Below are 26899 nucleotides of genomic sequence, written 5' to 3'. Positions count from 1 at the left end.
CATGATTGGGCAAACAGTCTGTGCATCATGCACTCCTTTATTGGCATTTTGCGACTGCTGAATACAGACCATACGAGTCAATATTTTTTCTTAAAACGAAAAAACATTTATACGTCTGACTTCGTGTTTTTACATTAAGCTGTCCCTTTGCAGATAAACCTGACAGGTAAACTTTACCTTCGTTATCAACAATACCTTCGGGATGTTGTGCTGAGAGTGCCTGCACAACAGATCCAAAAGGTGCCTTTGATCCATCAGGAAGTCTTATTTCAATAATAGCCTTAGCACCGATATTGGTTTTGAAATTAACCGGAATAATTGCGCCAGCTGTAGGCACAATTTTCCTGTCAGTGATGGTTATTTCAGCCTCCGCCGGCAACGTTGTGGGGTCTAATGAAAGTGAATTCTCACGGTAAGGATTCAGCCAGTGCTGCGCTGTATACCCACGATAATCTGTAAAGATCCCGGGCGTGCCCAGAACTTTTACGCCTGAAGCGCCTTTGGCTGTAACCAGCGCATTTGTATCACCAAGCGTTTGTGTGAAAGTCATCCCGTGGCGATGGACAATAATGCCGCCGTCCATTGCAACGGTACGCTGCTGGTAATACCGGCCACAGCTGTAATTACCTGAGATGTGCCCGTAGGTTCCGGTCCATCCCAGAGATACGTCGCTATTGCTCCGGCGCACTGCGTGTCCTGCGGTATAACGCTGATCAACATTCCAGCTGAGGCGCTGATCAAACGCATCACCGCTTAAGCCTGCAGATTGAGTGGCAGGGCCGGACGATGAATGCGTGAACCGGTACGACGCTCGCGTGTTGCCACCCATCCATTTTTTTAGCGGAACAGAGAGCCAGAGGCTGATCATCTGTTCCCTGGGATGGTGCCGGGCACGTTGACTGGCAGACCAGATTAATGACAGCGTCATATCCCTGAACGGAACAGAGTATCCCGCGTTAAGGCTGCTTTCTCGCAGACCGCGGTTCCAGTAGGTATCCTGATAAGCACCTGCGTTCAGGTAACCCCATTTACCCAGTCCCTGACTGATGGATAGTCCGGTACGACTTTTTCTCCTTTTTCTGCGAATGCCTGGCGCCATTCCATCAATCCGCCAGCTCTCCAGTGTTTCAGCCAGTGTGAGATAGTCCGGCTGGCTGAACTGTAAATTGACCAGTGACAGCGAAGTATTTGTCCCGACAAACTCTTTGCTGTACCGCATACGCCAGGAATAACCGTGTACCGGGTCATGACCCGAGTGCTGTGCGCGGCTGAGTGTGACATCTGAAGAGAGTGCACCCCAGTTGCCTATGCTCAGCCCGGTACCCAGGGATGAAGACTGATAGTGCCGGGCTGCCTGGATTCCGCCATAAAGCGTGAATCCAAAGGGAAGACCGTACATGGCGGTGGCTTCCATGACCGGCGCTCTTGTTACTCTCCTGTCAGACGAACGATACTGCCCGGCCATCAGACTGTAGCGCAGGTAGCCCTCTTTAATGGCGATTGCTGGCGTCTGGAAAGGAACAGTGAAAACCTGAGGAACACCATCCGCCTCCCATACCGTAACCTGAAAATCACCACCTGCGCCGGTGGGATTGAAGTCAGTCAGGGCGAACGGACCCGGTGCGACGACCTGGTTATAAATAGTGTAGCCGTTCTGCTTTACCTCAACGCGGGCCTGGGTTCTCGCCACGCCACGTATGACCGGCGTAAACATATACTGGCTGGAAGGCACCATCCGATCGTCAGAGGCAAGCATGACCCCTCTGAAGGGAACGCTGTCAAAAATCTCAGAGGCGGTATAACGCTCACCCAGCGTCAGGCGGCTGTTGATGCCATTAATACCGCGCTCCAGATAAGTCGTCATGGCCTGCCAGCGTCCGGGCGTTCCACGTGTTTGCTGCCAGCTGGTGACGTTGCGAAGCCGCCAGGCACCGATGTTGACGCCTGGCGTCAGTTGCAGCCAGGAGTACTGATATTTTCTTCCCGAGGGGCCACGGGTAACACTCTGGCTCGTCCCGGTACGATAATTCATGATGAAGGCAGGTATGCCGTCGTCCCAAAGAGTCCGGGCTGCGATGCCGTTAAATCCGGGCTTCAGATAAACCTGAGGAATACTCAGATGCAGTGACTGCTCATCAAAGTGGAAATCAGCCTGAGCGCCCGGTATCTGCGACAGATCAAAAAAGCCTGAGCGTTTTTCCTTCTCAGTAACCTTGAAGCTCTTCATGCGTATTCCGTAACCTGACAGCATGGATCTGCTGAGGTGAGGGACGAGTCCCTGACGACCATATTTATCCGGCCTTAATATGTAACTGACTGGCCGGGAGTCGATAAGTGTATTGTTCAGGTAGATGTCAGTCGGATAAATGCCCGGTAGCTGACTGCCCTGACTGAAAAGCATCAGGTCTGTTTCTTTATTGCTTCCGGCAATGAGAGCCGGGTTAAAGGTATAGACTTTGCCTTCTGCCTGAACCGCAGCCAGCGTCAGACCGGCCACGAAAAGTGGTCTGTAAACAGTCATCGTTTTAATCCTGGCAGTGAGTACTCTCAGTGAGAAACAGGATCAGTGCTCATGTCGGACGTGAACGCTTTGCTGTCTCCGCCATAATCGGTAATCAGTCGCCAGTGCACCTGACCTGACGCATCCGCAGGTATGCGCAGTTGCCGTTTACCCATCGGAGGAACATATTCAGGGTTGGCCACACTCGATTTTCCAAGCTGAACACTTCTGAGATTCATGAAAAAGGGTGTGGGGTTACTGACCGTGAGCGTCTTACCGCGTTTTGCCCACGTCAGGCTGGAGGCAAAGTCTTCGGGTGTGCCTCTGAGGGAGGATGGGCGTACAAGCAGTTTCAGGCAGCTTTTGATACGCAGTTGCGTCAGAAGGGTAGCGTGCTGTCCGGCCTTTTTCTTTCTATACGCATCACCCGTCCAGTCCGCATCCGCCTCAGGGGGTATGCCTGTTACGCAAAGCCAGTAAAGTGACTCTTTCGTGTCATTATTGTGACTGCTGGTTGCGATAACCTTTATCCGGCTCTGCTGATGCCCGTCCAGACGGAACAGTGGTGGGGTGACAATAAACGGGGCCCGGGTTTTCCGGTCTTCCATCATGACTTCCGACTGCACCAGCATCGGATACGCCTGCGGGTTCATCACGGTCATTGATGCACCATTCGAACCCGCAGAATATATAATCCGGGTTGCGCCGGTTTTTACAGAAAAGGACTGGAGTTCATTTTCCAGCGGCATACTTTCTCCCCTTGCAAGCTGGAGCGAGCACAGTATAGCCGCCACAATAATAATGGCATTCGTTGTTCTGGTCATTGAATTGTTCCTGACTGCCCTGGTGTTGTTTTTTATTTCGAGCCACAATCATGACTCGTTAAATTTGCAGATATAAAATAACCATTGCCTGCTTTTAATTAGGGACTAATCTTCTTCATCAGGTAATGGCGTCAAAAGCAGATGCCGGATTTCTCCTGCACTCATATCCACTTTTACTGTTGTGAAAAGTGGCGCGACATAGTCATCGCTGTGGCCTTGCTTTTCCAGAAACTCCAGTGCCTCTTCCTGAGACGTAAAGAGTCTGTCGTCTTTGCCAGTCGGGCGTTTGACGACCCAGGCTGCGGGTGCAGTAATGAGGCACAGTTTTGCGATGATATAAACCAGTTGCTGCAGTGGCTCGGTAGAAGAATGGTATAAAAAGGTGTCGATATAGCTTAACAGTCTTGTGTTCATAGGTGGCGTCTTCTTAATTAATGTTACACTCAGGGAGCGCGCGGAGTTTTAATTTTATGTATATATTTATTCGCCTTCTGTAAAGAAACTAACACTCACTTTCATATCAGTGAAGTCAGAAAAGTGAATATAATATTCATAATGATGAGGGTACCTCTGGATAATCACTGCTGGGTTAATCCCTGATATAAGACCATCCATTACGTAATGCACTCATACAACACTGACTGCGGTGTTCTGCCCACTGGGCATTCATCGGTCTTAAGGCCAGCTTCATTGCCCGCAGCCAGAGTTTTCCCGCCTGATCAAACTTTTCGCAGCGTTCGGCAAATGCAGCCGCCTCGGCGACGGCGTAATAACGCTGGTTGCGGTCAGTCTTTCTCTGATTCATCGATAACTCCTGAATTAACGGGGTTCAGATGGCATTTATTCTCTGGCTTCTTCAATCTCGGCTTTCCTGACCAGAAACACATCTGTGGCTTTATCCAGCAGCGGTGGCACAGGTTTAAGTACCTTTGATGCGTAGGCGTAGCAGCGGGCGAGTGCGCTGACCGACTGACTTTTCATGGCTGCCTCACAGAAATCAGCGAGAAGTTCTTCTGAAGAACGTTTCCTGTCCTCAGCGCGTTCCTGTTCTTTACCCGGACAGTGTTTAGGCGAGGGCGGGGGTGCGCTCGCCGGCTGGTCAGGCGATCTGACCGGGCTGGCTGGTGGCGCTGCAGGTACGGGCGTTTCTGCTTTAATCTCTTCAGTTCGCAGGTCCGGGACAGAATGGTTTTGCAGCGCAACACAGTTATCTCGGCTGGCTGACTGATTGATGAACGCATTCAAATCTTCACGAGCTGGCGGTGTCACGTCGCGTTCTGCAGGAGATAAGGTTTCCAGTTCATCCGGTGTGTACACCCCCAGAATGACGTCCGGGCAGTGCAGACGGGCCCAGCGTTTAACAGCGAGATAAGCCAGCTGCTGACGCGGATCGCTCGCCCAGAGTGTTGAGTTCCGCACCTGTGCCTGTGAGAGCAGCAGTTCCAGCACCCGCGGCTCCTGCTCGTTCTTCATTGTTGCCCACACCCGAACACCGCATCCGGATTCATCCTGCAGTGTCCAGTCCGGTGCGATGTATTTATTGCCTTTGGATGAGGTTTTCTCGGTGAATCTGCCGATAACATTTTCCCATGGCCCAAACCATTCGTAATGGAGCCGATCCCGTGCAGGGGCCATGGTGTTGATCACTGCATTCACCAGCTGTGCCTCGTATCCCAGAACACCGTTGACGGTGAAGGTTTTTTGGGCGACGGCAAACGGATTCATACGCCACTGCAGGGCCTGCATGGTCACAGCCAGACAGTCTGCGGCTTTGCCCGCGAGATGCGCCGGGACAGTGACTCTGCTGCTGGCCATGATTTCTGCAAAGCGCACCAGTTTATCCAGGGCATCGGGGCTGAAAATAGTGGCAGTTGTGTCAGTGCTGTCGGGCGCAGAGATCATCGGTTGATTTTGCATAACGCCTACTCCTGTTAATGTGCCCATGCAGGGCGCTTAATTATTTCTATGCCGCCCCAGTTATTGCCGAGGCGACAGGAATGGAATGTGCACAGGTCCCGACGGAAGAGGGCGGATCCCGCGCTCATGTCATTGTCGTGCAGCTCAAACACACGAACCGGATAACGGCCACAGTCGATCGCTTCACTGACCGCAATAAAAACGAACTGCGGATATGTGCCAGTGCAGTGATAAAAGCCCTCGCAGTACATGGCTGCCTGAACGTGGTACCGGAACGCTTCGATGTGGCGGGCAAAGCGCGACATATCACTCACCTTTTTCACGTCGACGATGAGAGGGCGATTCGTCAGATATTTATCTGGCCGGATGCGACAGAGTTCTTCTGTCTCTGCATCTGACCAGTAGAGGGAGGATTCGCAGTGGCCCTCAGCTTCAAGAAAAAAGCGTGCGGCGTGATGCGCCATTACGCTCTCTCTCATAAGCTGAAGTTTCCGGCCCTGTTCTGCATCCATGACCGTCATGTTCCGGATGCGTGTCTCATTCAGAAATGCTGCTTCGTCTGCTTTACCCTGAGAGGTGCGCCGGTTAAAAGAAGGAGCCACAATAAAGCGCTTATCAAACTGTTCAGGCTCAAGCAGCATGCAGTGCAGCGCGATTCCCATATCCAGTGCGGCTGTTTTATCCGTATCCACAGGCGCATGTTTGCGCCAGAGGTAAATGGCCGGGTTAACCGCAATGTCATCGAGCTGCGATTTACTGACGCCGGGACCGGCGTGATAGGCCTCATTGCTGAGGCCTTCATAGATACCCGGTTTCATCATGCTGGTTCCTCCCAGCCAAGCAGCACCTGAAGGTCGTAATTTCGGACCGCCTGCAGGTAGGCCAGATTCGTGATAAAGCTGATGTATTCCTCAGCGGCTTCAGGATGGGCACAGCACTTCATCGCATCAGGATGCAGGTTCCAGTGACGGAACAGGTGAAGGTGGTCAGGAAAACAGGACAGCAGGCGCTGGGCTTCGTCATCGATCCACTGTTCTTTCCTGATTGCGTCCTGCTCCTGGGCATCCAGGTGGTCTTTGTGACGTTCCAGCAAAGCATACGGTGTGATCATGGCTTCCCCTCCTGAAGAAAGATGCCGACAAAACGGTCAAACACCACCTGCATCACGGGCAGAGGGGGCTGGGGTGGCAATGCCGGGGATGTGCGCGATGAAAAGCTGGCACCATTGACAATGTTTTCAGGCGCAAACTCGATATCGCGGATGGCATTAAAGGGGCGAGCAAAAGCAGCATCGCCCCTGATGTCTGGTTGCATCATGGGAAATGGTCCTTTGAATAGTCAGTTAACCTGTTCCGGTTCTGATAAGCCCGGCAGTATGACGAGGGGCAGGGATGACGTGTTTACTCAGGTGTCAGTAAGACCGGGCACGACGTCATCAGACCTGGTTTACTCTTCTTCTTCACGACGGGCCTCGCGGGTGGCTGCAAGGATTTGTGCCGGGTCTCCTGCTATGCGCGTATGAATAACAAACGTACCAGTGTGGGTCACCCGGGCATCCGGTGCGGCCATGAGAGCCGCCCTGACAACACGTTCATGGATAAATGCCCGAAGAACGCAGGATTTGATATGGAGCGTGCCCTCTGTTGAGGTCGCGATGTACTGAATTTTCATCTTTTAATCTCCTTTAAGTGAAAATAACCGTTTAACTTCGGGGTTGGTGACCCGCCTGATCTGGCTGTTATCCCGGACCTGGTTTCTCCCGGATGCCGCCCGCTCTGATCGGAGCGAAGCTTCGGGTCTCCGCATTTGCGAGCCAGCGTTTATGGACAGCAGGGCGATGCTGTGACTCTTGAGCGTCCATGACCGATTTTCTCTGTTTTGCCCCGTGCCGGTCATTACGGCTGAAACATCGGGACTAAATCTGATTGTCGTAATCCGCATGACTGAGTAATTCCCAGTTCTGTCCATTGTCTTTCGATAACAGTCTCCACTGCGGCGTAACCCTTAACGTAAGATACTGACCCCGATAGGTTCGCCTCGCCCGGATTTGCCCGGTACGCCATAAGCGCATAATGCGCTCAGCACGCCTCATTATCCTGACGGGGGCATGTGGCTTGGACATCACCGTTACCTCATTTCAGCGGCACAGGCAGCGGCAAGCTTCTGCACATACGTCCAGGCGATGCCTTCACTGAAACAGACAAAACGGCGGCTTCGGTTTAAAGAACTGGCGGTGAAGATGAACCTGCCGTTCCGGATATGAATAATCATGCTTTGTCTCCGTTGAGATATAAAAAAACCGCCCTGGCGGACGGTTTACTCTGACGTATTCAGGCAGGCAGTTACGGCTGTTTGTTGTCTTCCGAGGCAGAAGAAGCGCAGCTGCATGCTGGTCGTAAATCAGGGTGCGTGGCGAAAATGGTTGTGAGAGTTGACTGAAGCAATTCATCCAGTGATCCCATCACACCCTTACGGTATGCGTCTGCTTCGTCCATACTGACTTTTCCGTCTTTCTCACTGGCATCAACCATCCTTACCGATGCCACCAGCTTGTTCGCCACTTCCAACAGTGTTTCAGTGACTTTTTCTGCAGTTTCACGATGTTGCATAATGACCTCCAGGTCAGGTAATGCCTTTGCGGGCGGGGTTTCCGAATGACATCTCAGCGTTCATGGATGCCATCTTCATCAATAATGATGAGGCGCGTATTTTTGATGAAATCGCTCATGTTCACGCCTACATCGTGCCAGTGAGCCAGTGCCATCAGGACGTCACGACGGGAATGACAGTGACAGGCATTTACATACGCCTGTACATGAGCAAGGGCGAGGCGGCGCATTTCTTTTGGATTCAGGACGCATGAAGGTTTTTCTTTATGCATGGTGTTCTCCGGTTCCGGACGTAAAAAAACCGCCATAATGGCGGTCATGTGGACAGGTAAGAGAGCGATCACGACTGGCCGTCCCTGTCTGTCTCTGAAACGTCGCTACAGCAACATCCAGGCAGTAAGTCAGGGTGCTCAGTCATAATGGGATCCAGGATTTCGGTGAAGAGCACGTCGAGAACAACCTGGACTTTATGCATATGTGTCGCAGCCTGCTCTTCCGTGACTTTGCCTTCCTGCTGGTACTCAAACATCTGATCAGCAGAAACACTCAGTTCACGGGACAGCAACAACACAGTCTGGCTGATACGCACAGCAGCATCGCGATATAACATCGTTACTCCTTGAGTGGATTTGCCATTCAGGCATTACGGAAAGAGTGATTAAGACAGAGAGGCTTTGAGGGCCGGCCGGCCGGTTAACATATCCGGGGCAAAAAAAATCCCGCACGAGGCGGGAAAGTCAATCAGGCACTTGGTCAGACAGATCACACTCATAATTATACAATCAGGATGCCACTACTTTCGTTACTTCAGGCTGTCAGGCATTCGCTGACAGTGAAGTTATAGAGGTATTCCGTTTCATAATTCTGAATGAATTGAAAACCCTTCGCACTGACACCTCGTTTAAACTGCGAAAAGGGTTTCAGAGAAGCTGTCAATGTCGTGATGAGTCAGAGTAAGCAGGGTGATTTATTTTTGTAGGGCTTACTTTTCCCGAAACAGAGACGCCGGGCGTCGCGTATCAGGATTAACTCATGGCGTGATGCTGCGCTATGATGCTTTTTTATATGAACTCCAGGTGCTCTGGGATCAAAGTTGATTCCACAGACCGGGCACAGAACGCTGTGCTTTTTCATACTAACCTCCATCAACAAAGGAAATGACACTGGGCAGAGCCATCTCATTTGTTGAGAGGAAGGTGGGTTTTGCCACTTCGGGATCTCGCGCTTCTGCACTCCTCCCGCCCGACAGTATGCTGTGCCGTTCAGCTAATAACTCAATAATGAACTATAAGTACTATTTTGGTCAACACCAAAAGTACAGAAAATTAGTACTTTTCCGGGGTTTTGATTCATCTCATTGTTTTTGTTAATTTTAAGTGTGCGGTATCACACTGAGGCTTTGGGCGGGATCGGGGGAAACAAAGCTCATTCGGCACTCTATCACCACACCAATAAACTTGCAGGAATCATCAATTTCCACAGGTTTATAATTAGTATTCAATGGCTTGAGATACTTTCTGTTGATACCCTCATCAACAATGTACTGTTTAAAAGTCACTTCTTTTGCAGAAGCAAGTTTAGCAACGACTAATTGGCCATTTTCTGGAATGCGACCTGTGTCTATAAGAATCATGCTGTTCTCGGGGACACATGGGCCCGCGGGGCTCGTCATTGAGTCGTCTTTAACTACTAGCCAGAATGCCGGGGCATCTCCCAGTACAGCGCCGGAATAGAAATAACTGAATCTGTCCAAACCTTTCTCAAAAAACTGCGTGACATTAATAACCTCATCCCAGCCCATTAACGGAAAGCTACCGCGAAACAGGGCATGAGCTAACCTTTCTTCACCAGCATTAGCCTCATCTCCATGTTGCAGCCACAGTGGGTCTACGTTCAGAGCTTTAGCGATGTTTTTCATCATCGCAGCCCGGGGAAGTGACTCACCAGTCAGCCATTTACTGACAGCCTTCGATGTTACCCCCATACGCTGAGCAAGCATTACCCCCCGACCATGTGGCGGGTATTTGGCGTTGTTGAGCGCTTCAGTAAGCCGCGCTGCAAACTGCTGACGGATCGTTTCTGTTTGAACCATGGGTACAATGTTAACTGACTTGATAAAACTGTCAGTTCAAATTAAAGTGAACTGAAAGTACTATTGAGGGGGTTTTCATGTCATTCATTAACCTTGCAATTAAGTCTGTGGGAGTTGCTGAAGTTGCGAAAGCGTGTGGAATCAGTCCAAGAGCGGTCTACAAGTGGCTCAACAAGGGTTCACTTCCTAAAACAGAGTTTTATGGGGGAACTCAATATGCAATGACTATTGAGAAGTTATCTCAGGGGCAGTTCTGCTCAGATAAGTTACTGGAAGAAAGCCGGATATCTTTGCTGAAACGTTAGTTTAAGGTGACGTTTGGTCACTGCGTCACAGCCGACTAAGGAAGTTACATTGTGGAAACTGCAAAAACACGCAAGCAAGGATCATCAGTTCAGGGACGACATCTCCATTCACTGGCTCTAAGGGCCCTTTTTAACACGCGTCAATCGGTGGTTGCCCGCCGTCTCAACGTCGCTGATTCAACCATCTTGAGACGCACTGAAAAATACCCGGAAATCATGGAAACGCTGGCTGCCAGCGGTATTGAGGATTTCGTGATGAAGGGGGAGATGAAAATACCCCAGGAACAATATCGCTGGCTGATGAAGGTCGCTATCAGGTTTGCTGAGTATGAACTGGAACGAACCTGTAATGAGGAAGGCGATGAGCATCAGCACAGACAATCCTGTCCATGAGCTGGTGGTTTCAGGACTGCGCTTAATTCAGTGTGAGGGGGGAAGGGAAGCGACAAGAGTTGCAACGAGAGTCAGATCTTAACCTCTGCACACATAGCGAGAATGCAATGAAACTTCTTAAAATTTTTTATTTTGGAGGGACATATTAAATGAGTCGCGCAGCAACAGACTGGGCCTGGAGTCTTAATCTCAAGGCTTCCCAAAAACTACTTCTCCTTTCACTGGCTGACCGGGCTGACGAATACCACTGCTGTTATCCCAGCATCATGAGGCTCGTCAATGATACAGGGCTCGACAGAAAGACTATCGGGAAATGGATCAATCAGATGATTGAGGAGGGTCTGCTTTCCGATACCGGTGAGCGGAAAGGTCCCACAAAACGGGTGCGTGTCCTGAAGCTGAACCTCGATTTTAAATGTGCCCAAAAACGGGAGGGTTCAGTAAAAGGTAATGGTCCCAAAAACGGGAATGTTCCCAAAATCGGGCCTGTTTCAATTAAGCCATCGAATGATCCCAAAAACGGGCTTTTGAACGATCCCAAATTTGGGATTTTGAATGATCCCAAAAACGGGACACAGAATCAGTCATTAGAACCCAACATAGAACCTATAAATAAAACACCCGCCGCCAGGGCGACGTGTCAGGGTAAATGGCTTCCTTCACGTTATGCCTTCGAGGGCAAAGTCGTGAAGCTTAACCATGCAGACTTTGCATCGTGGCAAAATCTCTACGCACATCTGGACCTGGTCTACGAGCTACAAAAACTCGACATCGAATTCTCATACCAGAAACCCAGACACTGGTTTATCACAGCCAGCCAGAAGCTCAGCTACCAGAACAAACAGGCAGCCTTGCGGGGCCAGAAAGCGCCTTCTGGTAAAGGGATACCACACTGGAACGATCGCAGCGAGTGGGAGAATAATTTCTTATGACGAAGCCAGAATCCGGATTTAACGATCAGCTGCAAAATGGTCACTTTGGCCCGAGTGGGGCTGACCAGCAGCAGGAAGGCCGTTTAGTTGACTCAAACGCAGAGCGCCTGGTGGACACTCTCTTCGCCAGTCTGAAGGTTATCTTTCCCGCATCCTTCAGCACGGTGTTAAAGCATCCACGCGATGAAGCAACAGCAAAACGTCAGTGGGTCGCTGCGTTTATCGAAAACGGCATTACCTCGGGGCATCAGATTTCAGCAGGGATGAAGCTTGCGCGTGCCAGCGTTTCACCGTTCTGGCCAACCCCCGGGCAGTTCATTAGCTGGTGCCGGAAGGGCGACTATGCCGCTGCTGATTTGCCGGATGAACATGCACTGTATGACATGGTCATTCGCTACAGCGCGCGACGTGGTCTGTATAACTCACCAGAAACGTACCCATGGCAGGCCAATACCCATTACTGGTTGGTCACAACCCTCTACAGCCAGATGACATCACATAATCTGTCTGAGGGTGAGTTACGTAAGGCATGCGAAAAAGAGCTTGAAAAGATGTCCCGTCGTATTCGCGAAGGGGAATCGATACCCCCACCGCGCGCGCAACTTGAAAAAATTTATGTACCTGTGAGTCCTGAGAGGGCGAGAGCGCATATCAGCCGACTTAAAATGCTTCTGAAGAGAAACTCAAAGCATGGCCTGAGACCAGTCCTGCCATCAGAATCAGAGCACTCGTGTTTCCGACGCTGATGTAGCTCCTGTCTGCGAATTTAAGGAGCAATGTGCCTCTATTCAGGTCATGGTAACTGATATCGCCGATAAACCACCTGGCAGGGATACCGGCTGGCATCTGTCGCTATATGTCGCTCTCGCGCATAACCTTTTCAAAACGGAATGCATCATTGTCTTCTTCAAGCAAAACTTCATCTTCGGGATGGTTAATATCGGGATGTTTTTTATTGAAGAATTCAACGATTTTGAACCCGCACTTGTTTACGTAAAAATGGATATTACGCTTTTCAAAATAGGGCGTATGTGTTTGCCAGGATACTGTCTCGGGATATTCTTCCTCAATCAAATGCCAGGCTTTAAGGCCTATGCCTCGTCCCTCCTCTCCAGCCATCAAGAAAAAGAGGTCGAGCGAATTGTGATGGGTTTTATTATCAATATTCAGCACAGCACCTCCAACCTTTCGACCATTACAAAGAATGTGAAGTGATACGGCATTGGTAGCATTCATTGTCATGTCTAGCGTTTTATCGGATGGGATTGGCTCATCTGAACGCTCTTCAAATTTATCGACTATCGCTACGGAGAAAGCTTTCTGTAACTCTGATTTGAAATCAGCAACATCAGCTATTTTTACAGGTATAAGGGTTATGCGTTCTTCCATTTTTATCCTTAAGAATGTATTAGCTAATCGGGTATGACAAATGCGGGTTATGATCATCTCGAGAGCATTTCGTTCTGGCTGTAGACGAAAAAAACCCGGCAAGGTGGTTTTTAGAAGGTTCATCAACCGACAAATTTCTGAACTGTGGCGACTGTTTTCACAGAGCACAGAAACCGAACTTGATCTGACAGCCTGGCCGTAGGTAGCCTCATCATTAAACACTTCTTTGTACTGTGAGTCTTTTATCAGTGGCGTTTTACCGATTAATTTTCCGCTGAATAACGTCATGATTACTCGGCTGTTGCGCCGTCAGTACGTCAATCTGTTTAGTGGCCGATAAAATTCGGCCACGCTATGAGAGCTTTTAGAACCACTAAATTTCTGCTTTTGACACGAGGCGGGCACCACGTAATTCGTTTTCCGCCAGCAACGTATAGCAGACCAACTTTTCTCATTATCAACTAGCCGTCATTATCAGAAAACATTTGCGGCAGAGTTCATTCGCCTTCTGCCAGGATGACTGACTTTAGTCTAAGGAAGCCAGAAAGAGAATCGGGTGCCGTTAAGATCGTTTTTTTCGCAGGACACCTTTCCACCATGCGCCAGTACAATCGCTTTGACAACCGCCAGACCTAAGCCTGTCCCGCCACTCAGGCGTGAACGAGAGTCATCGGTGCGCACAAACGCATCCCATATCGTTCTGGCAAAAGCCTGATCGATTCCCGGCCCTTCATCGTCTATGTGCACTGCGACGCCTGCTGCATCCTGCTCACAGGAAATCATGACAACGCCCGGGATGGAATAACGGCGGGCATTCTCCAGAAAGGCCAGCAACACCTGCCTGAAGCGTAAGGCATCGCATTCAATGATAGCCGGATTAACTTTCAGCACGAGTGAGTGGTGACTGGCTTTGAAATCCTCCTTAACCAGTTCAGCTAACGATTCAATCTCACTTTTAATATTTACGCGCTCATAGTGAATATGCAGATGTCCCGACTGCGCCAGACTCAGGGTTCTGAGATCCTCAATTAACCGCGTAAGACCATCAGTCTGATGAATCAGATTAACGAAGAGCTTATGATCGGGCGCAAATATGCCGTCCGCTAAGCCCTGAAGTCTCCCACGCAATATCGTCACCGGGGTTCTTAATTCATGAGCGATAGCGGCGTTCCAGGTCCGGCTATCATTTGACAGGGTTTCCAGTGTTTCCGCCATGCGGTTGAAGTCTTTGACCAGCGCATTAATCTCGCCAATTTCTATAGCACCTTCGCTGGCTCGCGCGCTTAAATCCCCTTCAGCCACGCGTTTTGCACTGTGAGTCAGCGACTCCAGCGGAACGATCATCTGGCGCGCAAAGCGGGCAGAAAAAAACACCGAGACGGCTATCGTTAACAGCGTCGACACCAGCATGGTAATCCAGTCGCCGGTCGTCCCCATGTCTAAGTCGAGTGGCAACAGTTGACCTGAAAATAATCCGATAACGGTTGGGTAAAGTGAATAGGTGGCAAAGGAGGTCAAAAAAGAGTAGATCGTAACTTTGACTATAAGCCAGTTCAGCTGCCCGCTAAGACCACGTTGCTTCATTTACTCTCTCCCAGGCGATAACCGAAGCCTCTCACATTCTGCAGCAATCCTGACGCACCCGCGTCATCGAGTTTCTTGCGCAATTTACTGATATGGCTGTCAACGGTTCGCGGTAACGTGTCACCTTCCGGGAAGCACGCTTCCAGCAGTTCATCCCGGCTGAAAACCCTGTTGGGTTCGCGCACGAACTGGGTGATTAGCCTGAACTCGGTTGTGGTCAGGCGTGGGGCAATATCCGTCCCGTCAGGTTTAACAACAACGCTGTGCTGCTGCAGGTTGATAGAAAGCGATCGGGTAGAGAAACTATCGTCTGAACGCGTCACAACCTGGGTGCGTCTTAATACCGCCTGTACCCGTGCCACCACCTCAGCAGGATTAAACGGCTTAACGACATAGTCATCGGCTCCAATACGGAGCGCGGAAAGTTTATCCACATCGTCGTCGTTAGCCGTGAGCATAATGACCGGGGTATTTCCCCGTCGACGCACTTCGGCCAGAACCTGCCAGCCATCCATCACCGGCATACGGACATCCAGTATGATCAGATCAGGTGAGGATGTTGCACAAAACGCTAATGCTAACGCACCGTTTTCCGCATGGCTTACCATGAAACCGACATTTTGCAGATAGGCGGTTAATATTGCGGCTATTTCTACATCATCTTCGACGATTAAAATCATGCTGCTATTCATTCTTATCCTGTAATCGATCTGAGTCGGCCCGGAGGCGGCGGCTCAGATCTTATTCTGAAAGACCGCCGCCGGGCGCGTTATAAACGCTATTGATTTATAGCCGTTGCCATCATGATATCAGGCCTGTGAAACAATAAATCAGACGAGATACCCGCTGGCTGCATGTTTCCAGTATTACCTTTCATTCGCTCTCAGCTTATTTCGCAGAGTCATGACAGTGACAAAAAATAGCGGAACAAAAATAACGGCCAGAATCGTAGCGCTGATGATTCCGCCAAAAACGCCGGTGCCGATGGCATGCTGGGTTTCACTGGCAGGTCCGGAAGCAATGATCAACGGGACGACGCCCAGTCCGAAAGCCAGTGAGGTCATGATAATCGGACGCAGACGCATTCTGGCCGCAGTCATTGCTGCTTCCCGCAGGCTCTTTCCCTCCTGATGTAACTGTCTGGCAAACTCAACGATCAGAACGGCGTTCTTGGCTGACAGGCCAATAACGGTAATCAATCCGACTTTAAAGAAAACATCATCAGCCAATCCGCGCAGCAGCACGGCTGTTACAGCACCGGCGATACCCAGCGGGATCACCATTAATACAGAAATCGGGATGGCCCAGCTTTCATAGAGCGCGGCTAACACCAGGAAAATTACCAGTATTGAAAGTGCCATCAGCATCGGAGCCTGCGCGGCAGATTGCTGCTCCTGCAACGATTGACCGGTCCATTCAACCGCGAACCCCGGCGGCAGCTGTCTGGCCAGCATTTCCATCTCCTTCATAGCATCACCACTTGACACACCCGGCGCAGCACTGCCGGAGAGCCTCATCGCGGGATATCCCTGATAGCGGACCTGCTGGAGAGGTGCTGATGACCACACCGGTGTAACGAAGGTCTTCAGCGCGACCATCCGGTTTTCACTGCTTCGGACATATAAATTGAGGATGTCATCAATTTGCATACGATCTTTTGCATCCGCCTGGATAATCACCTGCTGCATACGGCCGTTGTTGGGGTAGTCGTTGACATAGAGTGAACCCATCGCGGCAGAGAGGGTGTCACTGATGCTGGCGAACGAGACGCCCATGGTATTGGCTTTTTCACGATCAATATCCAGTCGGACAGTACTTCCCGGCGGCAGACCGTCCGGGTAAACCTGCGTGACTTTATGGCTTTTAGCGGCAAGTTGCAGAAGTTTACTCTGGGCGGCTTCCAGCGCTGGGTAGCCCTGATTCGCACGATCTTCGAGTCTCAGTGTAAAGCCTGAAGAGGTACCCAGCTCCTCAATCGCCGGGGGCATCATCGTCATGATGGTGCCTTCCGGCGAGTCGCGCATCGCGTGCCCGACAAATTCAACTTCACCTCGTGTCGTGTTATCGCCGCGTTCTTTGCCCTCTTTCAGGACGGTGAAAGCCAGTGCGGTGTTCGCCCCGGCACCGGAGAAACCAAAGCCAATGATGGATTGATTGGTTGCGATGGCAGAACGCGAACTCACTGCCTCTTCATATTTTTTCACCACCGCCATGGTGCGCTGCTGCGTTGCCTCCGCCGGTAGCTGAAAAGCCGTCATGAAGTAGCCCTGATCTTCTTCTGGCAGAAAAGCAGAAGAGAGCTGACTGAATGCCAGACCGGTTCCTGCGCACAGCGCGACAAATAACAGCATCATTCGGCCAGAGCGTTTCAGGATAATAGCGGTCCAGCGTAAATAACGGTTTGTCAGTCGATCAAAGCTGCGGTTGAACATGCCGAAAAATCCGCGCCGGGCGTGATCGGAAGGCGTTTTAAGCAGCGTCGCGCAGAGTGCGGGCGTCAGTGTCAGCGCCAGCAAAGCGGAAAACAGAATCGCGGTCGCCATTGAGAGGGCAAACTGCCGGTAGATGATGCCGACTGAACCACTGGCGAATCCCATGGGGATGAAGACCGCCGTTAGCACCAGCGTAATGCCGGTAATGGCTCCGGTTATCTCGTGCATAGCTTTTGACGTTGCCTCGCGGGGGCCGAGGTTTTCCTCACGCATGATGCGCTCAACGTTTTCAACGACGACAATCGCATCATCAACGATGATGCCGATGGCGAGCACCATTCCAAACATCGTGAGAACATTGACGGAGAAGCCAGCGAGCAGCATTACGGATAGCGTGCCCAATAAGGCAATCGGCGCGACGATGGCAGGTATGAAGGTATAGCGGATGTTCTGTAAGAACAGATACATCACCATGAACACCAGCACCATAGCTTCGAGAAGCGTGTGGATCACCTTCCCGATTGAGAGCTTTACGAAGGGTGCGGTATTGAAAGGGAGTGCGTACCGGATGTCCTCCGGCATCGACAGACTCAGTTCCTGCATTCGGGTCGACACCGCCTCTGCAGTCTTTACCGCATTGGCACCGGGCGCCAGCATAATCGCCGCACCCGTTGAGTTCTGACCATTTTCACGCATCATCATGCTGTAACTCTGGGAGCCGGCCTCGACTTTTGCCACATCAGAGAGTTTGACGCTGGACCCATCCTGATTAGCGCGCAGCACAATGCGGCCGAACTGTTCCGGCGTGGTTAACTGACCCTCCACCGTTAAGGGGATGGTGACCATCTGCCCGGGCAGCGCGGGTTCGTCACCGACCCGTCCCGGGGCGATTTGTGCATTCTGCTGGGTGATTGCGGCAGAAATGTCATTCATTGTCAGATTGAGTGAAAGCAGGCTGGCCGGATCGACCCATACACGCAGGGCACTTTCCGCGCCGAACAGCTGAACACGTCCTACGCCCGGCAGCCTGCGCAGCTCTTCAACCACGTTTCTGGCCATGTAGTCACTTAACGCTTCACTGTCTGTTTTACCGGCTTTAGAGGTCAGACTGATAATCATCAGGAAGCCAGTGTCTGCAGATTCAACCTGAAGTCCGTTCTGCCGCACCGTCTGAGGCAGGCGGGACTCCACCGTCTTAATGCGGTTCTGTACATCAACCTGAGCCAGTTCGGCATTTGTGCCCGGTTTAAATGTGACCGTGATGGTTGCCTGTCCCGAGGTATCTGTGGATGACTCAAAATAGAGCAGATTTTTAACGCTGGAGAGTTCGCGCTCAATCAGGCTGACGACCGTGTCGTTCATCGTCTGCGGCGAAGCGCCTGCCCAGGTCGCGGTAATGGTGACATTCGGCGGTGCTACAGAGGGATAACGGGCCACCGGCAGTTTGGGGATCGCAATGCTCCCGAACAGAATGATAAACAAGGCGACGACCCAGGCGAAAACCGGGCGCTTGATGAAAAACTGAGCCATATTACTCTCCGGCCTTCATGGTCAGATTTGCAGGGAAGGCAGTTGAAATCACTGCCGCGACTTTCATTCCATTGCTCAGCTTATCCATGCCCTGGACGACGACACGGCTGCCGGCAGGTAATCCTTCGGCTATGCGATAGGCTCCATGGGTTAATTCCCCGACACGGACGTTGATCTGGCGGGCCTGTTGCCGATCGTCAACCACCCAGAGCACAGCATTACCTTCCTGATGAGAGACAGCCTGCTGGGGAACCATCAGCGCATCGTCATAGTGCTGACGGGGGATTTCTACCCGCACAAACATGCCGGGAAGGAGTTCGCGATCGGGGTTACTCACCTGGATACGCACCATTACGTCACCCGTAGCGGTATCGACACTAATGCCGGAGAAAAGGATCCTGCCCGGCTGGTGATAGACAGCGCCACCAGGTAACAACACCTTTACCGGCACGCCCGTCGCAGTGTTCTGCTGACTCGCCGCTTGCTGGCGCAGCTGATGGTAAACCGCGGCGGGTTGATGGACGTCCACATAAATAGGGTCTGTCTGGTAGATGCGAGCCAGCGGGGTGCTATCACTGGCTGTCACAAACGCTCCTTCGGAAACCAGAGCCTGATCAATACGTCCGGATATCGGGGCCTCAACGGTGGCAAAACTCAGATCGAGCTCTTTGCGCCTGAGCGCGGCGCTGGCCTGCGCGACATCTGCCGCCGCCTGGCGGGCATTCGCGATGGCCTCATCGAAACTCTGACGGCTCACCGCGCCCGTTTTCATCAGTGGCCGCAGACGGGCAGCCTGCTGCTGGGCTTTGTCATTGGCGGCTTTGGCACGCAGTAAACCGGCCTGCGCACTGGCGACTTCCGCTTCAAAGGGTGCCGCATTGATCTGGAAAAGAGGCGTCCCTTTTTTAATTTCTGCGCCCTGTTCAAACAGGCGGCGCTGAATAATACCGCTCACCTGCGGGCGTATTTCTGCTGTGTGCAGCGCGTTAACGCGGCCCGGAAGCGTCTCGCTGACCGCTAACACCTGTGGCTGAATCACCTCAATGGCAACCTGAGGTGCAGTGGCTACCGCTTCCGTAACGGCTTTATCATCGCAGCCCGTCAGCGCGGCAATTATGGAAACCAGAAGTAAAGGCAGCGAAAACAGTTTGAGGGGCAACATAGGTTTCTCGTATCAAAGAGTGATGACCCATGTTACCGGACACGCGTTTATTCACCGTTGAGGGTGTGTTGAGATTGCGTGTAGAAGCAAAATATTTTTTCTATTTAAAGGTGATTGTATTGCCGGCCAAAAGTCCGGGTGACAATGCAAGAACCTTAATATATTCAACTTCAGAACAGAGTACGGCCTGAGGGCATAATATCGCACCACTGTTTTTTGTAATGCCAGCCTGGATTATAGGCACCCAGGGAAAAAATAAACTTTTTATCTGATGATGCGGCTAACGCTCTGGCGTGCTTGATGTTCTCCCAGAGCAAAACAGAGCCGACCCCCATCGATTTAAACTGCGGGTCGATCCCGCCATTAAAGTCCTCGAAATAATACCATGATGGGCACTCAACTTTATAGTTGAGATCAAAAGCGCAGGGTGAGTCATTAATGAATAAGACTTTGCCAAAGATCATGTCTCTGAACATGGAGAACGTCTCAGTCAGGATCCCGGTGTCAGTGCACTTAAGACTGTTTTGCCACCGCAAATCGAACAGGTGCTGATAGATAGCCGAAAGTTCAGCAGGGGAAAAAGAAGTCACATCCTCAATTGATCCGCCCGCTTTTCTGAATCGTCGCACCTCTCCGGTACGCTTCTTAGCGGTTTTCACGGAAAAATCGGGCTTGATGTGAGCCATTTTTTTCTTAAACAGATTGTGACGGATGCTGTTAAATATCACCCCCTGAGAATGAGGCGATAACCGCTTGGTTTTAAAAGGAAGTATGACTTTTACACCCGCTTTTATCGGCAGGATAAGATCATCAAAAACAAAGGGAAGCGTTGATTTTTTATATTCCAGAGAGCCATTGACAGAAAACACGCCAGCAATGGGTTGCCCGTCTCGCCTTTTCATATAGTACTGAATACGGACGCCTTCACGCTCGGAAAGATAAGCGAGAACGCGGGGATGGGTGCACACGCTCCCCCCGAATGCAGTGTAAATCTGAGCGTACGCAGAAAGCGTGCATTCTTCCCAGCCGGTATTTTTTAGTTTTAAGTATGTTGTAAACATGCCTGTTACCTGAAGTGAAACACAAGAGCCCGCTGAATAATTCGTGCGGAAATATTTCATGACAGGCAAGGGTGTAATTGATGAATATTAAACAAGGGGTAAACAAATGCAGGAGTTTATTCTATAAATTGTCTTTGTTTAGCTTCTACACATGTTCTACACACAGTCTGAACTGAACCTCCATAAATAAGAGCAGAAAAAAATTCAATCACTAAATTAATAATAAGTTCACGAAAAAAAATTTAAATAAAGCTTGATCCCAAATGGCAAAGATTGTTCAAATCAGATTGTGAAATCAGCAGGGTGGTAAGAATATTTAAGAATTACTCCCTGTGCATGGAATATAAACAGAATCTAAATGAAAAAGTTTAATGAAATATCTGCATTGTTGTTGAGCCTGGCGATAGTTATCAGCTTTATACTGGTCTGGTTTACGACCTGATAAGTGATTAAATTGTCAGCATGGGATCCTGCGCCAAGCCTTAACTTATCTTTAAACTCACTGTAAACAATGGAATTACAATAATTGATTTATTGTATTGAGTTTTTTATGTTCGGAAGGCGTTCTGTTAATGCTTTCTTTTGATTAACCAGATTGAATGGCACTATCATGAAAAATATCCTTATTACCGGTTCAACAGGTTTTTTAGGCGGTGCTGTCGTGGCAAATTTATTGCAAAACAGGGTCAAAGACCGGCTGCTGCTGCTGGTCAGAGGCGAATCCGCCGAGGAGGGGTTAAACAGACTTAAAGCAAACCTGAAAAAATTTGGCTTAAATGAGTCAGCAATCAACACGATAGCACCTGAGAATATTATTCTGGGTGACCTGACGTTAACAGAAAAATTTATTAATGACTCACGGCTTAACGACGTTACCCACGTTATTAACTGTGCTGCTGTCGCCTCTTTTGGTAACAATCCAACTATCTGGAAAGTGAATGTTGAGGGCACATTCCAGTTCGCAGAACGGATGAGCCGCGTCGAAGGGTTACAGAAATTTATCCACGTGGGGACCGCAATGTCATGTGTGCCGGAACCAGATTCGTTGGTCACAGAGGGCGGACTGGACTCCAGCCGGGATCAGCATATTGTCGAGTACACTTGGAGCAAGGCCTCGATTGAAAAACTGATGATCGAAAAGCTGCCGGCTCTGCCACTGGTCATTGCCCGGCCGTCAATCGTAGTAGGTCACTCCGATAAGGGGTGTCTGCCGTCTGCCAGTATTTTCTGGGTATTCCGGATGGCGCTGGCATTAGGCAAATTTACCTGCGACCTGGACGATCGTATTGACGTGGTTCCGGTTGATTACTGCGCGGATGCGCTGGTTATGCTGCTCGACGCAGAAAAAGTCATCAATGAAGTGATTCACATTTCTGCCGGAACACAGAGCAGTGTGACCTTCGCAGAAATTGATGAGGCTATGGCCAAAGCATCAGGGAGCAGGGCTCTGGGTGTTGATTATCAAAAGGTTTCCTATAAACAGCTTTCTGACAGCAGAAGAACATTTAAGGATCTGTTTGGCCCGTGCAACGAACGGATCATGCTGCGTGCAATGAACCTTTACGGCCATTTCTCAAATCTGAATGTGGTGTTTGATAATTCTAAACTGCTACAGCTTGGTATGAATAAGCCTTCCAGGTTCACCGATTATCTGGATCGCTGTGTGCTGACAACGCGTGACGCAACAATTGCCGAACTGATGCAGGTCGATTTTAAATAGTCAGGTATCGGAAAAAGCAATAAATACTGAAGCGTAAGTGGAGGCAGGGATCGATTTATGTCGCCCTGTTCATGATGAGCAGGGCGTCCCTGAAATATCACAGTTTGCGAACAACGTTAACGCGTAGAAGGTTAACCTCCAGCCAGCCTGCCACAAAGACCTCCGCAGCGCCGATGGAAAAATCCTGATTCAGCCTTTCATCCAACACCAGCTCTATAAACTGCCAAACGGTAGGAGCAGAAATAGCTCGGATAGTGATTTCAATGACCCGATACTGGTGATCAGGTAGAAAAAGAGAATTAAAGCCAGTGAACTGCAGATGAATTGTATATTACGAATGTTCGGTTAGCGGAAAGCGCGGGAGTTTTATCTCGAGTTTCTGCCATTCAGCGTTGAATTTGAACACCGGTTCATACCCAATTTACCTTTGTATCCTGGCATAGGTCGAGATGGTTTGCAGTTGCACTTATCTCAACATCACGGTGATGCAACCTCTGGAGCAACACTATTTATCCCTATGAAGAATATTGAGTTGTTCAGAAACGAGTCACATGGAAAATAATATGGTTATGGTCGCCCGGAAAAAGGGAGCCAGGACTGGGCGATTGTCCTGGAAGTTTACGATCCGTTTGGCAACCGGCTCTGCTTCTGTCAAAGCTGATTTGCGATGCTCAATGCGAGAGGGATTGCCATAAGCAATTCCCCTTGTTTTCATAAAAAAGAAACTAGTAAGATCCGTTTCTGGCATAAAAGGGACTGGTAACAGTCAGATGTCCGCTAAGAGCGAAAAGCGGACATTGTTTCCTGCCTCGTATGTCATGTCGTTGTCAGTAAAAGTGTTCCGGTCAGCCAGAAATATCAGTTTCCTTTTCCGGTTCGCCAGCTCTAATCCGGGTTGCCACCAGGCTGGCAGTGAGTATGAATATGAGGCATATCAGCGCCTGTACCTGAAGCGCAACATGATGGTCAATCAGCATACCCATGATGACCGGAGAAGCGCTGCTGGCCAGTACGGTGCCTGCCTCAACGGCCGAGCGGACTTTTGCCAACTGCGCGGGGCCAAACAGCTGTACCCATAGCGCGGTCACCAGCGTGGACGCAATGGCTGACGATATACCGGTCATGATGAGATAAAACGGAGTGACCCACACGCTGTTACTGAGCCACAGCGCTAGCATGCCAGCTCCCTGCGGCAGCAGAAACCAGGGCAGCAGACGGCGCGGCGTCAGCCGGTCAATCAGCGAGACAGCAGGGACGCCGCCTGCGCGCCGGATACGCGCAGACACGCCGTAACCAGCAGCAGGGTTAAGGCCAGGGTAAACAACCGTGTGGTGGTGTAATCAATCAGCCGGCCTGACCAGGTCAGGGTGACGGCACTCATCACGGTACCGGCGGCATGCAGTCCGCCCAGCCCGCCGTCGCTGAGCCCGAAGGCCTGACGCAGATCGTAGCCGTAAAGCGATACAAAATATGTCTGTCCGAAACTCGACATCGCCATCAGTATTGCGCCAAAAGCGAGATGGCTGCCGTGCTGATACATGAAGCGAAACAGATGACGCATGGTATTCCCTGAGTACGGTTAATGGAGGCGCCGCGCAAATGCAGAGCCCCGGACCTTTTCAGCTGGTTACGGGGCCGTATTATGGAAAGGGCCTGCGATGGCAGGCCCGTAAAGTTTAACGCAGCATCAGCAGGGAATGACGGCTTTTAGCCAGCATCGCCGAGGTGTGGCTGCCGATAAAGAACCGGCACAGCCGGGAGTGTCCCCAGGCCCCCATCACGATCAGGTTCGTGCCGTTCTCCTCCGCGTAACGGCACAGGCCGCGCGAGACGGATTCATCCTGATCATCCGGGACTCTGCATCAATGCCGGCCGCCTGCAGGATTTGCTGCGCATCACGGAGTGAAGCATCGTCGCCGTTCACCATCACAACATGGCAGGTCAGGCCCCGAAGCAGCGGGCTCACGGTCAGCCAGGTCAGATTTCTGCGACTGGCCTCGCTGCCGTCCCAGGCAAAGAGCACCCGGGATGGCGCGCTGAACGTTTCCGGCACGACCAGTAAGGGCTCTTTCTGCAGGCGGATGACGCTTTCCAGCTGGCTGCCCACGGGGTGTTCCGCTCCGCGCCGGCCGAGCACCATCAGCCTGACGTCATTCAGTCCGGCCAGGATTTCGTCCAGCGCGCCGTGCATCTGCAGTTGGCGTACCTCCGGAAGCCCCGCCCGGGCCAGCCGCTCTGCGCAACCGGCGAGAATGGCTTTACCCTGCGCCATGAGCAGGCGACTGCGCTCACCCTCCACGTGCACGAGCTCTTCGGTCAGCAACTCTTTGCTGTTGATGCCAATGCTGCCGCTCAGGTCAGAGACGGCCGGATGACCGTCTTTTTCCAGCACGTGCAGCAGGGCCAGCGGCGGCCCACGCCGCGTAGTCACAGACCGGCCCGGTTGACGGCGAACCGTCCACGCAGGCCACAACGGTATTGTTCATAGCTGAATGTCCTGTCGGTTAGTGACCGCCCATCAGTTTTTCCGCTTCTTCCGGCTTGTCATGCACGCCGAAGCGGTCAACGAGGGTGCGGGTAGCGTCGTTCATGCCCGGTATTTCCACCTCAGCGCCTTCCCGGCGGAACTTAATCACCGCCTTATCCAGCGCGCTCACGGAGGTAATGTCCCAGAAGTGAGCGTGTGTGACGTCAATGACCACGCGCTCTGCCGCTTCCCTGAAGTCAAAGTTACTCATAAAGCGATCGGCGGAGGCAAAAAAGACCTGGCCGGTCACGGTATAGGTACGGGTATCGCCCTCCCGTGATGATGTGACCGTCATAAAGCGCGCTACCTTGGTGGCAAAATTCAGCGAGGCAATCAGCACCCCGGTCAGCACGCCGAAGGCCAGATTGTCGGTTGCCACAACCACGACCACGGTTGCCAGCATGACCACGCTGGTCGAGAGCGGATGCCGGCGCAGGTCGGTAATGGAACGCCAGGAGAAGGTGCCGATGGAAACCATGATCATGACCGCGACCAGCGCCGCCATCGGGATCTGCGACACCTGATCGCGAAGGAAGATAATCAGGCAGAGCAGCACCAGTCCGGCCGTCAGGGTAGAGAGGCGCCCGCGCCCGCCTGACTTCACGTTAATCACCGACTGACCGATCATGGCGCAGCCCGCCATGCCGCCGATAAACGCCGTGCAGACGTTGGCGATGCCCTGCGCCTTGCACTCGCGGTTTTTATCGCTCGGGGTATCGGTCATGTCGTCCACGATAGTGGCGGTCATCATGGATTCCAGGAGTCCCACCACGGCAAGGCCGGCAGAATAAGGCAGGATAATCAGCAGCGTATCCAGGTTCAGCGGAATGGCCGGAATGAGGAATACCGGCAGGCTGTCAGGCAGTTTGCCCATGTCGCCCACGGTGCGTACGTCCAGGTGCAGCCACATGGAAATGGCGGTCAGCACCACGATGCAGATCAGCGGGGAGGGAATGGTTTTATTGAGACACGGAAAGAGGTAGATGATTGCCAGGCCAGCGGCGGTGAGTGCATAAACGTGCCAGGTGACGTTTGTCAGCTCCGGCAGCTGCGCCATGAATATCAGAATGGCCAGCGCGTTGACGAACCCCGTCACGACAGAGCGCGACACATAGCGCATCAGACTGCCGAGCCTGAGGTAGCCCGCAGCCAGCTGCAGCAGGCCGGTGAGCACTGATGCTGCCAGCAGATACTGCAGGCCGTGGTCTTTCACCAGGGTTATCATCAGCAGCGCCATGGCGCCGGTGGCCGATGAAATCATGGCGGGACGTCCGCCAAAGATGGCCATAACAACGGGTATACAGAACGCCGAATAGAGGCCGACCTGCGGGTCAACTCCGGCAATGATGGAAAACGCGATCGCTTCAGGAATGAGCGCGAGCGCGACGACAATACCGGCGAGCACGTCACCACGGACGTTACCCAGCCAGTCCTTACGCGTCGAGGACAGCAGCATAGTAATTTCTCAGATTTTGATACAGTCAGCCCGTGAGGGCAAAAATTTCAGGTGCGAAAAGCACATCCGCAGACGGGATGCTATTGAGTGCGCGACTGAGACAACTCAGTGCGACAGAGAAGGGTTACGACTCAGGGTGGCGTAAGACGCATGATTTTTAGAGTTCTCCTTTACGGCAAACGATGCCTTCAGGACTGAATTAAGCCAGTTCATCAGGGGGATGAAAGCTGACCGGGAAGCCTGATCTTGTCAGAACAGGCGCTAAACTATAAACGAAAGAAGAAAGAGATCAAAGTTTCACTGTGCATATCATCGTCAGGTAAGTAATCAGAAAGGCATTCCTGCGAACGTCCGCTTCTGGCACAAAGCGGACATAAGCATCAACAATCTGATGTTTCCTTAAACTCATAGGGTCTGGAAAGGTTGAGGTCGGCGGGCAATCCTGGCTGGCCTGAATTCATGTTAC

Annotated in this window: 29 protein-coding genes and 2 pseudogenes; 6 read left to right on the top strand and 25 right to left on the bottom strand. The window is 51.4% G+C overall.

Going from position 1 to position 26899, the window contains the following annotated elements; translation table 11 throughout:
- Nucleotides 1–37 precede the first annotated feature (37 nt).
- The 15 genes from EPG66_RS12425 to EPG66_RS12360 form a co-directional block, all read right to left on the bottom strand.
- Complete coding sequence (locus EPG66_RS12425) at nt 38–2521, bottom strand: fimbria/pilus outer membrane usher protein (protein WP_182687037.1); 2484 nt, start codon at nt 2519–2521, stop codon at nt 38–40.
- A 26-nt stretch (nt 2522–2547) separates the two neighbouring features.
- Nucleotides 2548–3324, bottom strand: a complete 777-nt coding sequence (locus EPG66_RS12420; RefSeq protein ID WP_182687029.1) for a fimbria/pilus periplasmic chaperone — start codon at nt 3322–3324, stop codon at nt 2548–2550.
- A gap of 105 nt (nt 3325–3429) precedes the next feature.
- On the bottom strand, nt 3430–3738 hold the full coding sequence (locus tag EPG66_RS12415) for a hypothetical protein (protein WP_010670534.1): 309 nt from the start codon (nt 3736–3738) through the stop codon (nt 3430–3432).
- Between the two features lie 175 nt (nt 3739–3913).
- Nucleotides 3914–4129: an ANR family transcriptional regulator gene (locus tag EPG66_RS12410; protein ID WP_010670533.1), complete on the bottom strand. Its 216-nt coding sequence runs from the start codon at nt 4127–4129 to the stop codon at nt 3914–3916.
- Between the two features lie 35 nt (nt 4130–4164).
- The gene (locus EPG66_RS12405; RefSeq protein WP_140029365.1) at nt 4165–5241 is read right to left on the bottom strand and encodes a RecT family recombinase; all 1077 of its coding nucleotides are present in this window, start codon (nt 5239–5241) and stop codon (nt 4165–4167) included.
- A gap of 14 nt (nt 5242–5255) precedes the next feature.
- Nucleotides 5256–6059: a PD-(D/E)XK nuclease-like domain-containing protein gene (locus EPG66_RS12400; RefSeq protein WP_182687166.1), complete on the bottom strand. Its 804-nt coding sequence runs from the start codon at nt 6057–6059 to the stop codon at nt 5256–5258.
- Nucleotides 6059–6352, bottom strand: a complete 294-nt coding sequence (gamL, locus tag EPG66_RS12395; RefSeq protein WP_182687027.1) for a host nuclease inhibitor GamL — start codon at nt 6350–6352, stop codon at nt 6059–6061. Before gamL ends, EPG66_RS12400 begins: the two co-directional genes overlap by 1 nt.
- Nucleotides 6349–6558, bottom strand: a complete 210-nt coding sequence (locus tag EPG66_RS12390; protein WP_182687025.1) for a hypothetical protein — start codon at nt 6556–6558, stop codon at nt 6349–6351. Before EPG66_RS12390 ends, gamL begins: the two co-directional genes overlap by 4 nt.
- Before the next feature lie 129 nt (nt 6559–6687).
- Nucleotides 6688–6912: a hypothetical protein gene (locus EPG66_RS12385; protein ID WP_010670528.1), complete on the bottom strand. Its 225-nt coding sequence runs from the start codon at nt 6910–6912 to the stop codon at nt 6688–6690.
- Nucleotides 6913–7156: 244 nt separating this feature from the next.
- Nucleotides 7157–7333 (bottom strand): ParE family toxin-like protein, encoded by a 177-nt coding sequence (locus EPG66_RS23260; RefSeq protein ID WP_424108223.1) that lies wholly within the window; start codon nt 7331–7333, stop codon nt 7157–7159.
- Between the two features lie 35 nt (nt 7334–7368).
- Complete coding sequence (locus EPG66_RS12380; RefSeq protein ID WP_022624506.1) at nt 7369–7512, bottom strand: hypothetical protein; 144 nt, start codon at nt 7510–7512, stop codon at nt 7369–7371.
- A 71-nt stretch (nt 7513–7583) separates the two neighbouring features.
- Nucleotides 7584–7850: a hypothetical protein gene (locus EPG66_RS12375; RefSeq protein WP_010670527.1), complete on the bottom strand. Its 267-nt coding sequence runs from the start codon at nt 7848–7850 to the stop codon at nt 7584–7586.
- A 53-nt stretch (nt 7851–7903) separates the two neighbouring features.
- A complete protein-coding gene (locus EPG66_RS12370; RefSeq protein ID WP_138919668.1) occupies nt 7904–8122 on the bottom strand; it encodes a hypothetical protein in 219 nt (72 codons plus the stop codon).
- 68 nt (nt 8123–8190) lie between these two features.
- A complete protein-coding gene (locus EPG66_RS12365) occupies nt 8191–8460 on the bottom strand; it encodes a hypothetical protein (protein WP_140029368.1) in 270 nt (89 codons plus the stop codon).
- A gap of 762 nt (nt 8461–9222) precedes the next feature.
- Nucleotides 9223–9942: a LexA family protein gene (locus tag EPG66_RS12360; protein WP_010670524.1), complete on the bottom strand. Its 720-nt coding sequence runs from the start codon at nt 9940–9942 to the stop codon at nt 9223–9225.
- Nucleotides 9943–10019: 77 nt separating this feature from the next.
- On the opposite strand from EPG66_RS12360, the gene EPG66_RS12355 reads away from it, so the two are divergent.
- The 4 genes from EPG66_RS12355 to EPG66_RS12340 all read left to right on the top strand — a co-directional run bounded on the left by EPG66_RS12355 (nt 10020) and on the right by EPG66_RS12340 (nt 12318).
- Nucleotides 10020–10247, top strand: a complete 228-nt coding sequence (locus EPG66_RS12355) for a helix-turn-helix domain-containing protein (protein ID WP_061703263.1) — start codon at nt 10020–10022, stop codon at nt 10245–10247.
- 51 nt (nt 10248–10298) lie between these two features.
- Entirely contained in the window at nt 10299–10640 is a 342-nt protein-coding gene (locus EPG66_RS12350) for a hypothetical protein (protein WP_129063277.1), read from the top strand.
- Nucleotides 10641–10789: 149 nt separating this feature from the next.
- Complete coding sequence (locus tag EPG66_RS23060) at nt 10790–11572, top strand: helix-turn-helix domain-containing protein (protein ID WP_022624501.1); 783 nt, start codon at nt 10790–10792, stop codon at nt 11570–11572.
- Entirely contained in the window at nt 11569–12318 is a 750-nt protein-coding gene (locus tag EPG66_RS12340; RefSeq protein WP_022624500.1) for a replication protein P, read from the top strand. The genes EPG66_RS23060 and EPG66_RS12340 overlap by 4 nt, the downstream gene beginning before the upstream one ends.
- Nucleotides 12319–12424: 106 nt before the next feature.
- On the opposite strand, the gene EPG66_RS12335 is transcribed toward EPG66_RS12340, so the two are convergent.
- From EPG66_RS12335 to EPG66_RS12310, 6 genes are all read right to left on the bottom strand, one after another.
- Nucleotides 12425–13249, bottom strand: a complete 825-nt coding sequence (locus EPG66_RS12335; protein ID WP_197974472.1) for a GNAT family N-acetyltransferase — start codon at nt 13247–13249, stop codon at nt 12425–12427.
- Nucleotides 13250–13492: 243 nt separating this feature from the next.
- Entirely contained in the window at nt 13493–14545 is a 1053-nt protein-coding gene (locus EPG66_RS12330; RefSeq protein WP_129063279.1) for an ATP-binding protein, read from the bottom strand.
- A complete protein-coding gene (locus EPG66_RS12325; RefSeq protein ID WP_129063280.1) occupies nt 14542–15237 on the bottom strand; it encodes a response regulator in 696 nt (231 codons plus the stop codon). The genes EPG66_RS12330 and EPG66_RS12325 overlap by 4 nt, the downstream gene beginning before the upstream one ends.
- Before the next feature lie 174 nt (nt 15238–15411).
- A complete protein-coding gene (locus tag EPG66_RS12320) occupies nt 15412–18507 on the bottom strand; it encodes a multidrug efflux RND transporter permease subunit (RefSeq protein WP_182687023.1) in 3096 nt (1031 codons plus the stop codon).
- Nucleotide 18508: 1 nt separating this feature from the next.
- Nucleotides 18509–19669 carry an efflux RND transporter periplasmic adaptor subunit gene (locus tag EPG66_RS12315; RefSeq protein ID WP_182687020.1) on the bottom strand — a complete coding sequence of 387 codons (1161 nt, stop codon included), beginning with the start codon at nt 19667–19669 and terminating at the stop codon, nt 18509–18511.
- 170 nt (nt 19670–19839) lie between these two features.
- Entirely contained in the window at nt 19840–20730 is an 891-nt protein-coding gene (locus EPG66_RS12310; RefSeq protein WP_182687018.1) for a GNAT family protein, read from the bottom strand.
- 610 nt (nt 20731–21340) lie between these two features.
- Between EPG66_RS12310 and EPG66_RS12305 the strand changes: the two genes are divergently transcribed.
- Nucleotides 21341–22450: an SDR family oxidoreductase gene (locus EPG66_RS12305; protein ID WP_182687016.1), complete on the top strand. Its 1110-nt coding sequence runs from the start codon at nt 21341–21343 to the stop codon at nt 22448–22450.
- A 364-nt stretch (nt 22451–22814) separates the two neighbouring features.
- Nucleotides 22815–23012, top strand: a pseudogene (locus EPG66_RS23055) (glyoxalase superfamily protein); the annotation flags it as partial.
- Between the two features lie 283 nt (nt 23013–23295).
- Here EPG66_RS23055 and EPG66_RS23050 read toward each other — a convergent pair.
- The 4 genes and pseudogenes from EPG66_RS23050 to EPG66_RS12290 all read right to left on the bottom strand — a co-directional run bounded on the left by EPG66_RS23050 (nt 23296) and on the right by EPG66_RS12290 (nt 26433).
- On the bottom strand, nt 23296–23736 hold the full coding sequence (locus tag EPG66_RS23050) for an MFS transporter (protein WP_343055194.1): 441 nt from the start codon (nt 23734–23736) through the stop codon (nt 23296–23298).
- Complete coding sequence (locus EPG66_RS23045) at nt 23688–24011, bottom strand: hypothetical protein (RefSeq protein WP_246379304.1); 324 nt, start codon at nt 24009–24011, stop codon at nt 23688–23690. Before EPG66_RS23045 ends, EPG66_RS23050 begins: the two co-directional genes overlap by 49 nt.
- Nucleotides 24012–24126: 115 nt before the next feature.
- Nucleotides 24127–24936: pseudogene (locus EPG66_RS12295) on the bottom strand (universal stress protein).
- Between the two features lie 18 nt (nt 24937–24954).
- Nucleotides 24955–26433 (bottom strand): SulP family inorganic anion transporter, encoded by a 1479-nt coding sequence (locus EPG66_RS12290; RefSeq protein WP_182687014.1) that lies wholly within the window; start codon nt 26431–26433, stop codon nt 24955–24957.
- Between the last annotated feature and the right edge of the window lie 466 nt (nt 26434–26899).

This window comes from Pantoea pleuroti (genome assembly GCF_014156615.1).
GTDB lineage: Bacteria > Pseudomonadota > Gammaproteobacteria > Enterobacterales > Enterobacteriaceae > Pantoea > Pantoea agglomerans.
The sequence above is the reverse complement of the archived record's forward strand: the minus strand, read 5'-3'. Positions and strand labels throughout refer to the sequence as shown.

What these genes read in the sequence shown, in the direction of transcription:
- EPG66_RS12425 (WP_182687037.1), bottom strand. Translation starts at nt 2,521, where the DNA reads ATGACTGTTTACAGACCACTTTTCGTGGCCGGTCTGACGCTGGCTGCG.
- EPG66_RS12420 (WP_182687029.1), bottom strand. Translation starts at nt 3,324, where the DNA reads ATGACCAGAACAACGAATGCCATTATTATTGTGGCGGCTATACTGTGC.
- EPG66_RS12415 (WP_010670534.1), bottom strand. Translation starts at nt 3,738, where the DNA reads ATGAACACAAGACTGTTAAGCTATATCGACACCTTTTTATACCATTCT.
- EPG66_RS12410 (WP_010670533.1), bottom strand. Translation starts at nt 4,129, where the DNA reads ATGAATCAGAGAAAGACTGACCGCAACCAGCGTTATTACGCCGTCGCC.
- EPG66_RS12405 (WP_140029365.1), bottom strand. Translation starts at nt 5,241, where the DNA reads ATGCAAAATCAACCGATGATCTCTGCGCCCGACAGCACTGACACAACT.
- EPG66_RS12400 (WP_182687166.1), bottom strand. Translation starts at nt 6,059, where the DNA reads ATGAAACCGGGTATCTATGAAGGCCTCAGCAATGAGGCCTATCACGCC.
- gamL (WP_182687027.1), bottom strand. Translation starts at nt 6,352, where the DNA reads ATGATCACACCGTATGCTTTGCTGGAACGTCACAAAGACCACCTGGAT.
- EPG66_RS12390 (WP_182687025.1), bottom strand. Translation starts at nt 6,558, where the DNA reads ATGATGCAACCAGACATCAGGGGCGATGCTGCTTTTGCTCGCCCCTTT.
- EPG66_RS12385 (WP_010670528.1), bottom strand. Translation starts at nt 6,912, where the DNA reads ATGAAAATTCAGTACATCGCGACCTCAACAGAGGGCACGCTCCATATC.
- EPG66_RS23260 (WP_424108223.1), bottom strand. Translation starts at nt 7,333, where the DNA reads ATGAGGCGTGCTGAGCGCATTATGCGCTTATGGCGTACCGGGCAAATC.
- EPG66_RS12380 (WP_022624506.1), bottom strand. Translation starts at nt 7,512, where the DNA reads ATGATTATTCATATCCGGAACGGCAGGTTCATCTTCACCGCCAGTTCT.
- EPG66_RS12375 (WP_010670527.1), bottom strand. Translation starts at nt 7,850, where the DNA reads ATGCAACATCGTGAAACTGCAGAAAAAGTCACTGAAACACTGTTGGAA.
- EPG66_RS12370 (WP_138919668.1), bottom strand. Translation starts at nt 8,122, where the DNA reads ATGCATAAAGAAAAACCTTCATGCGTCCTGAATCCAAAAGAAATGCGC.
- EPG66_RS12365 (WP_140029368.1), bottom strand. Translation starts at nt 8,460, where the DNA reads ATGTTATATCGCGATGCTGCTGTGCGTATCAGCCAGACTGTGTTGTTG.
- EPG66_RS12360 (WP_010670524.1), bottom strand. Translation starts at nt 9,942, where the DNA reads ATGGTTCAAACAGAAACGATCCGTCAGCAGTTTGCAGCGCGGCTTACT.
- EPG66_RS12355 (WP_061703263.1), top strand. Translation starts at nt 10,020, where the DNA reads ATGTCATTCATTAACCTTGCAATTAAGTCTGTGGGAGTTGCTGAAGTT.
- EPG66_RS23060 (WP_022624501.1), top strand. Translation starts at nt 10,790, where the DNA reads ATGAGTCGCGCAGCAACAGACTGGGCCTGGAGTCTTAATCTCAAGGCT.
- EPG66_RS12340 (WP_022624500.1), top strand. Translation starts at nt 11,569, where the DNA reads ATGACGAAGCCAGAATCCGGATTTAACGATCAGCTGCAAAATGGTCAC.
- EPG66_RS12335 (WP_197974472.1), bottom strand. Translation starts at nt 13,249, where the DNA reads ATGACGTTATTCAGCGGAAAATTAATCGGTAAAACGCCACTGATAAAA.
- EPG66_RS12330 (WP_129063279.1), bottom strand. Translation starts at nt 14,545, where the DNA reads ATGAAGCAACGTGGTCTTAGCGGGCAGCTGAACTGGCTTATAGTCAAA.
- EPG66_RS12325 (WP_129063280.1), bottom strand. Translation starts at nt 15,237, where the DNA reads ATGAATAGCAGCATGATTTTAATCGTCGAAGATGATGTAGAAATAGCC.
- EPG66_RS12320 (WP_182687023.1), bottom strand. Translation starts at nt 18,507, where the DNA reads ATGGCTCAGTTTTTCATCAAGCGCCCGGTTTTCGCCTGGGTCGTCGCC.
- EPG66_RS12315 (WP_182687020.1), bottom strand. Translation starts at nt 19,669, where the DNA reads ATGTTGCCCCTCAAACTGTTTTCGCTGCCTTTACTTCTGGTTTCCATA.
- EPG66_RS12310 (WP_182687018.1), bottom strand. Translation starts at nt 20,730, where the DNA reads ATGTTTACAACATACTTAAAACTAAAAAATACCGGCTGGGAAGAATGC.
- EPG66_RS12305 (WP_182687016.1), top strand. Translation starts at nt 21,341, where the DNA reads ATGAAAAATATCCTTATTACCGGTTCAACAGGTTTTTTAGGCGGTGCT.
- EPG66_RS23045 (WP_246379304.1), bottom strand. Translation starts at nt 24,011, where the DNA reads ATGCGTCATCTGTTTCGCTTCATGTATCAGCACGGCAGCCATCTCGCT.
- EPG66_RS12290 (WP_182687014.1), bottom strand. Translation starts at nt 26,433, where the DNA reads ATGCTGCTGTCCTCGACGCGTAAGGACTGGCTGGGTAACGTCCGTGGT.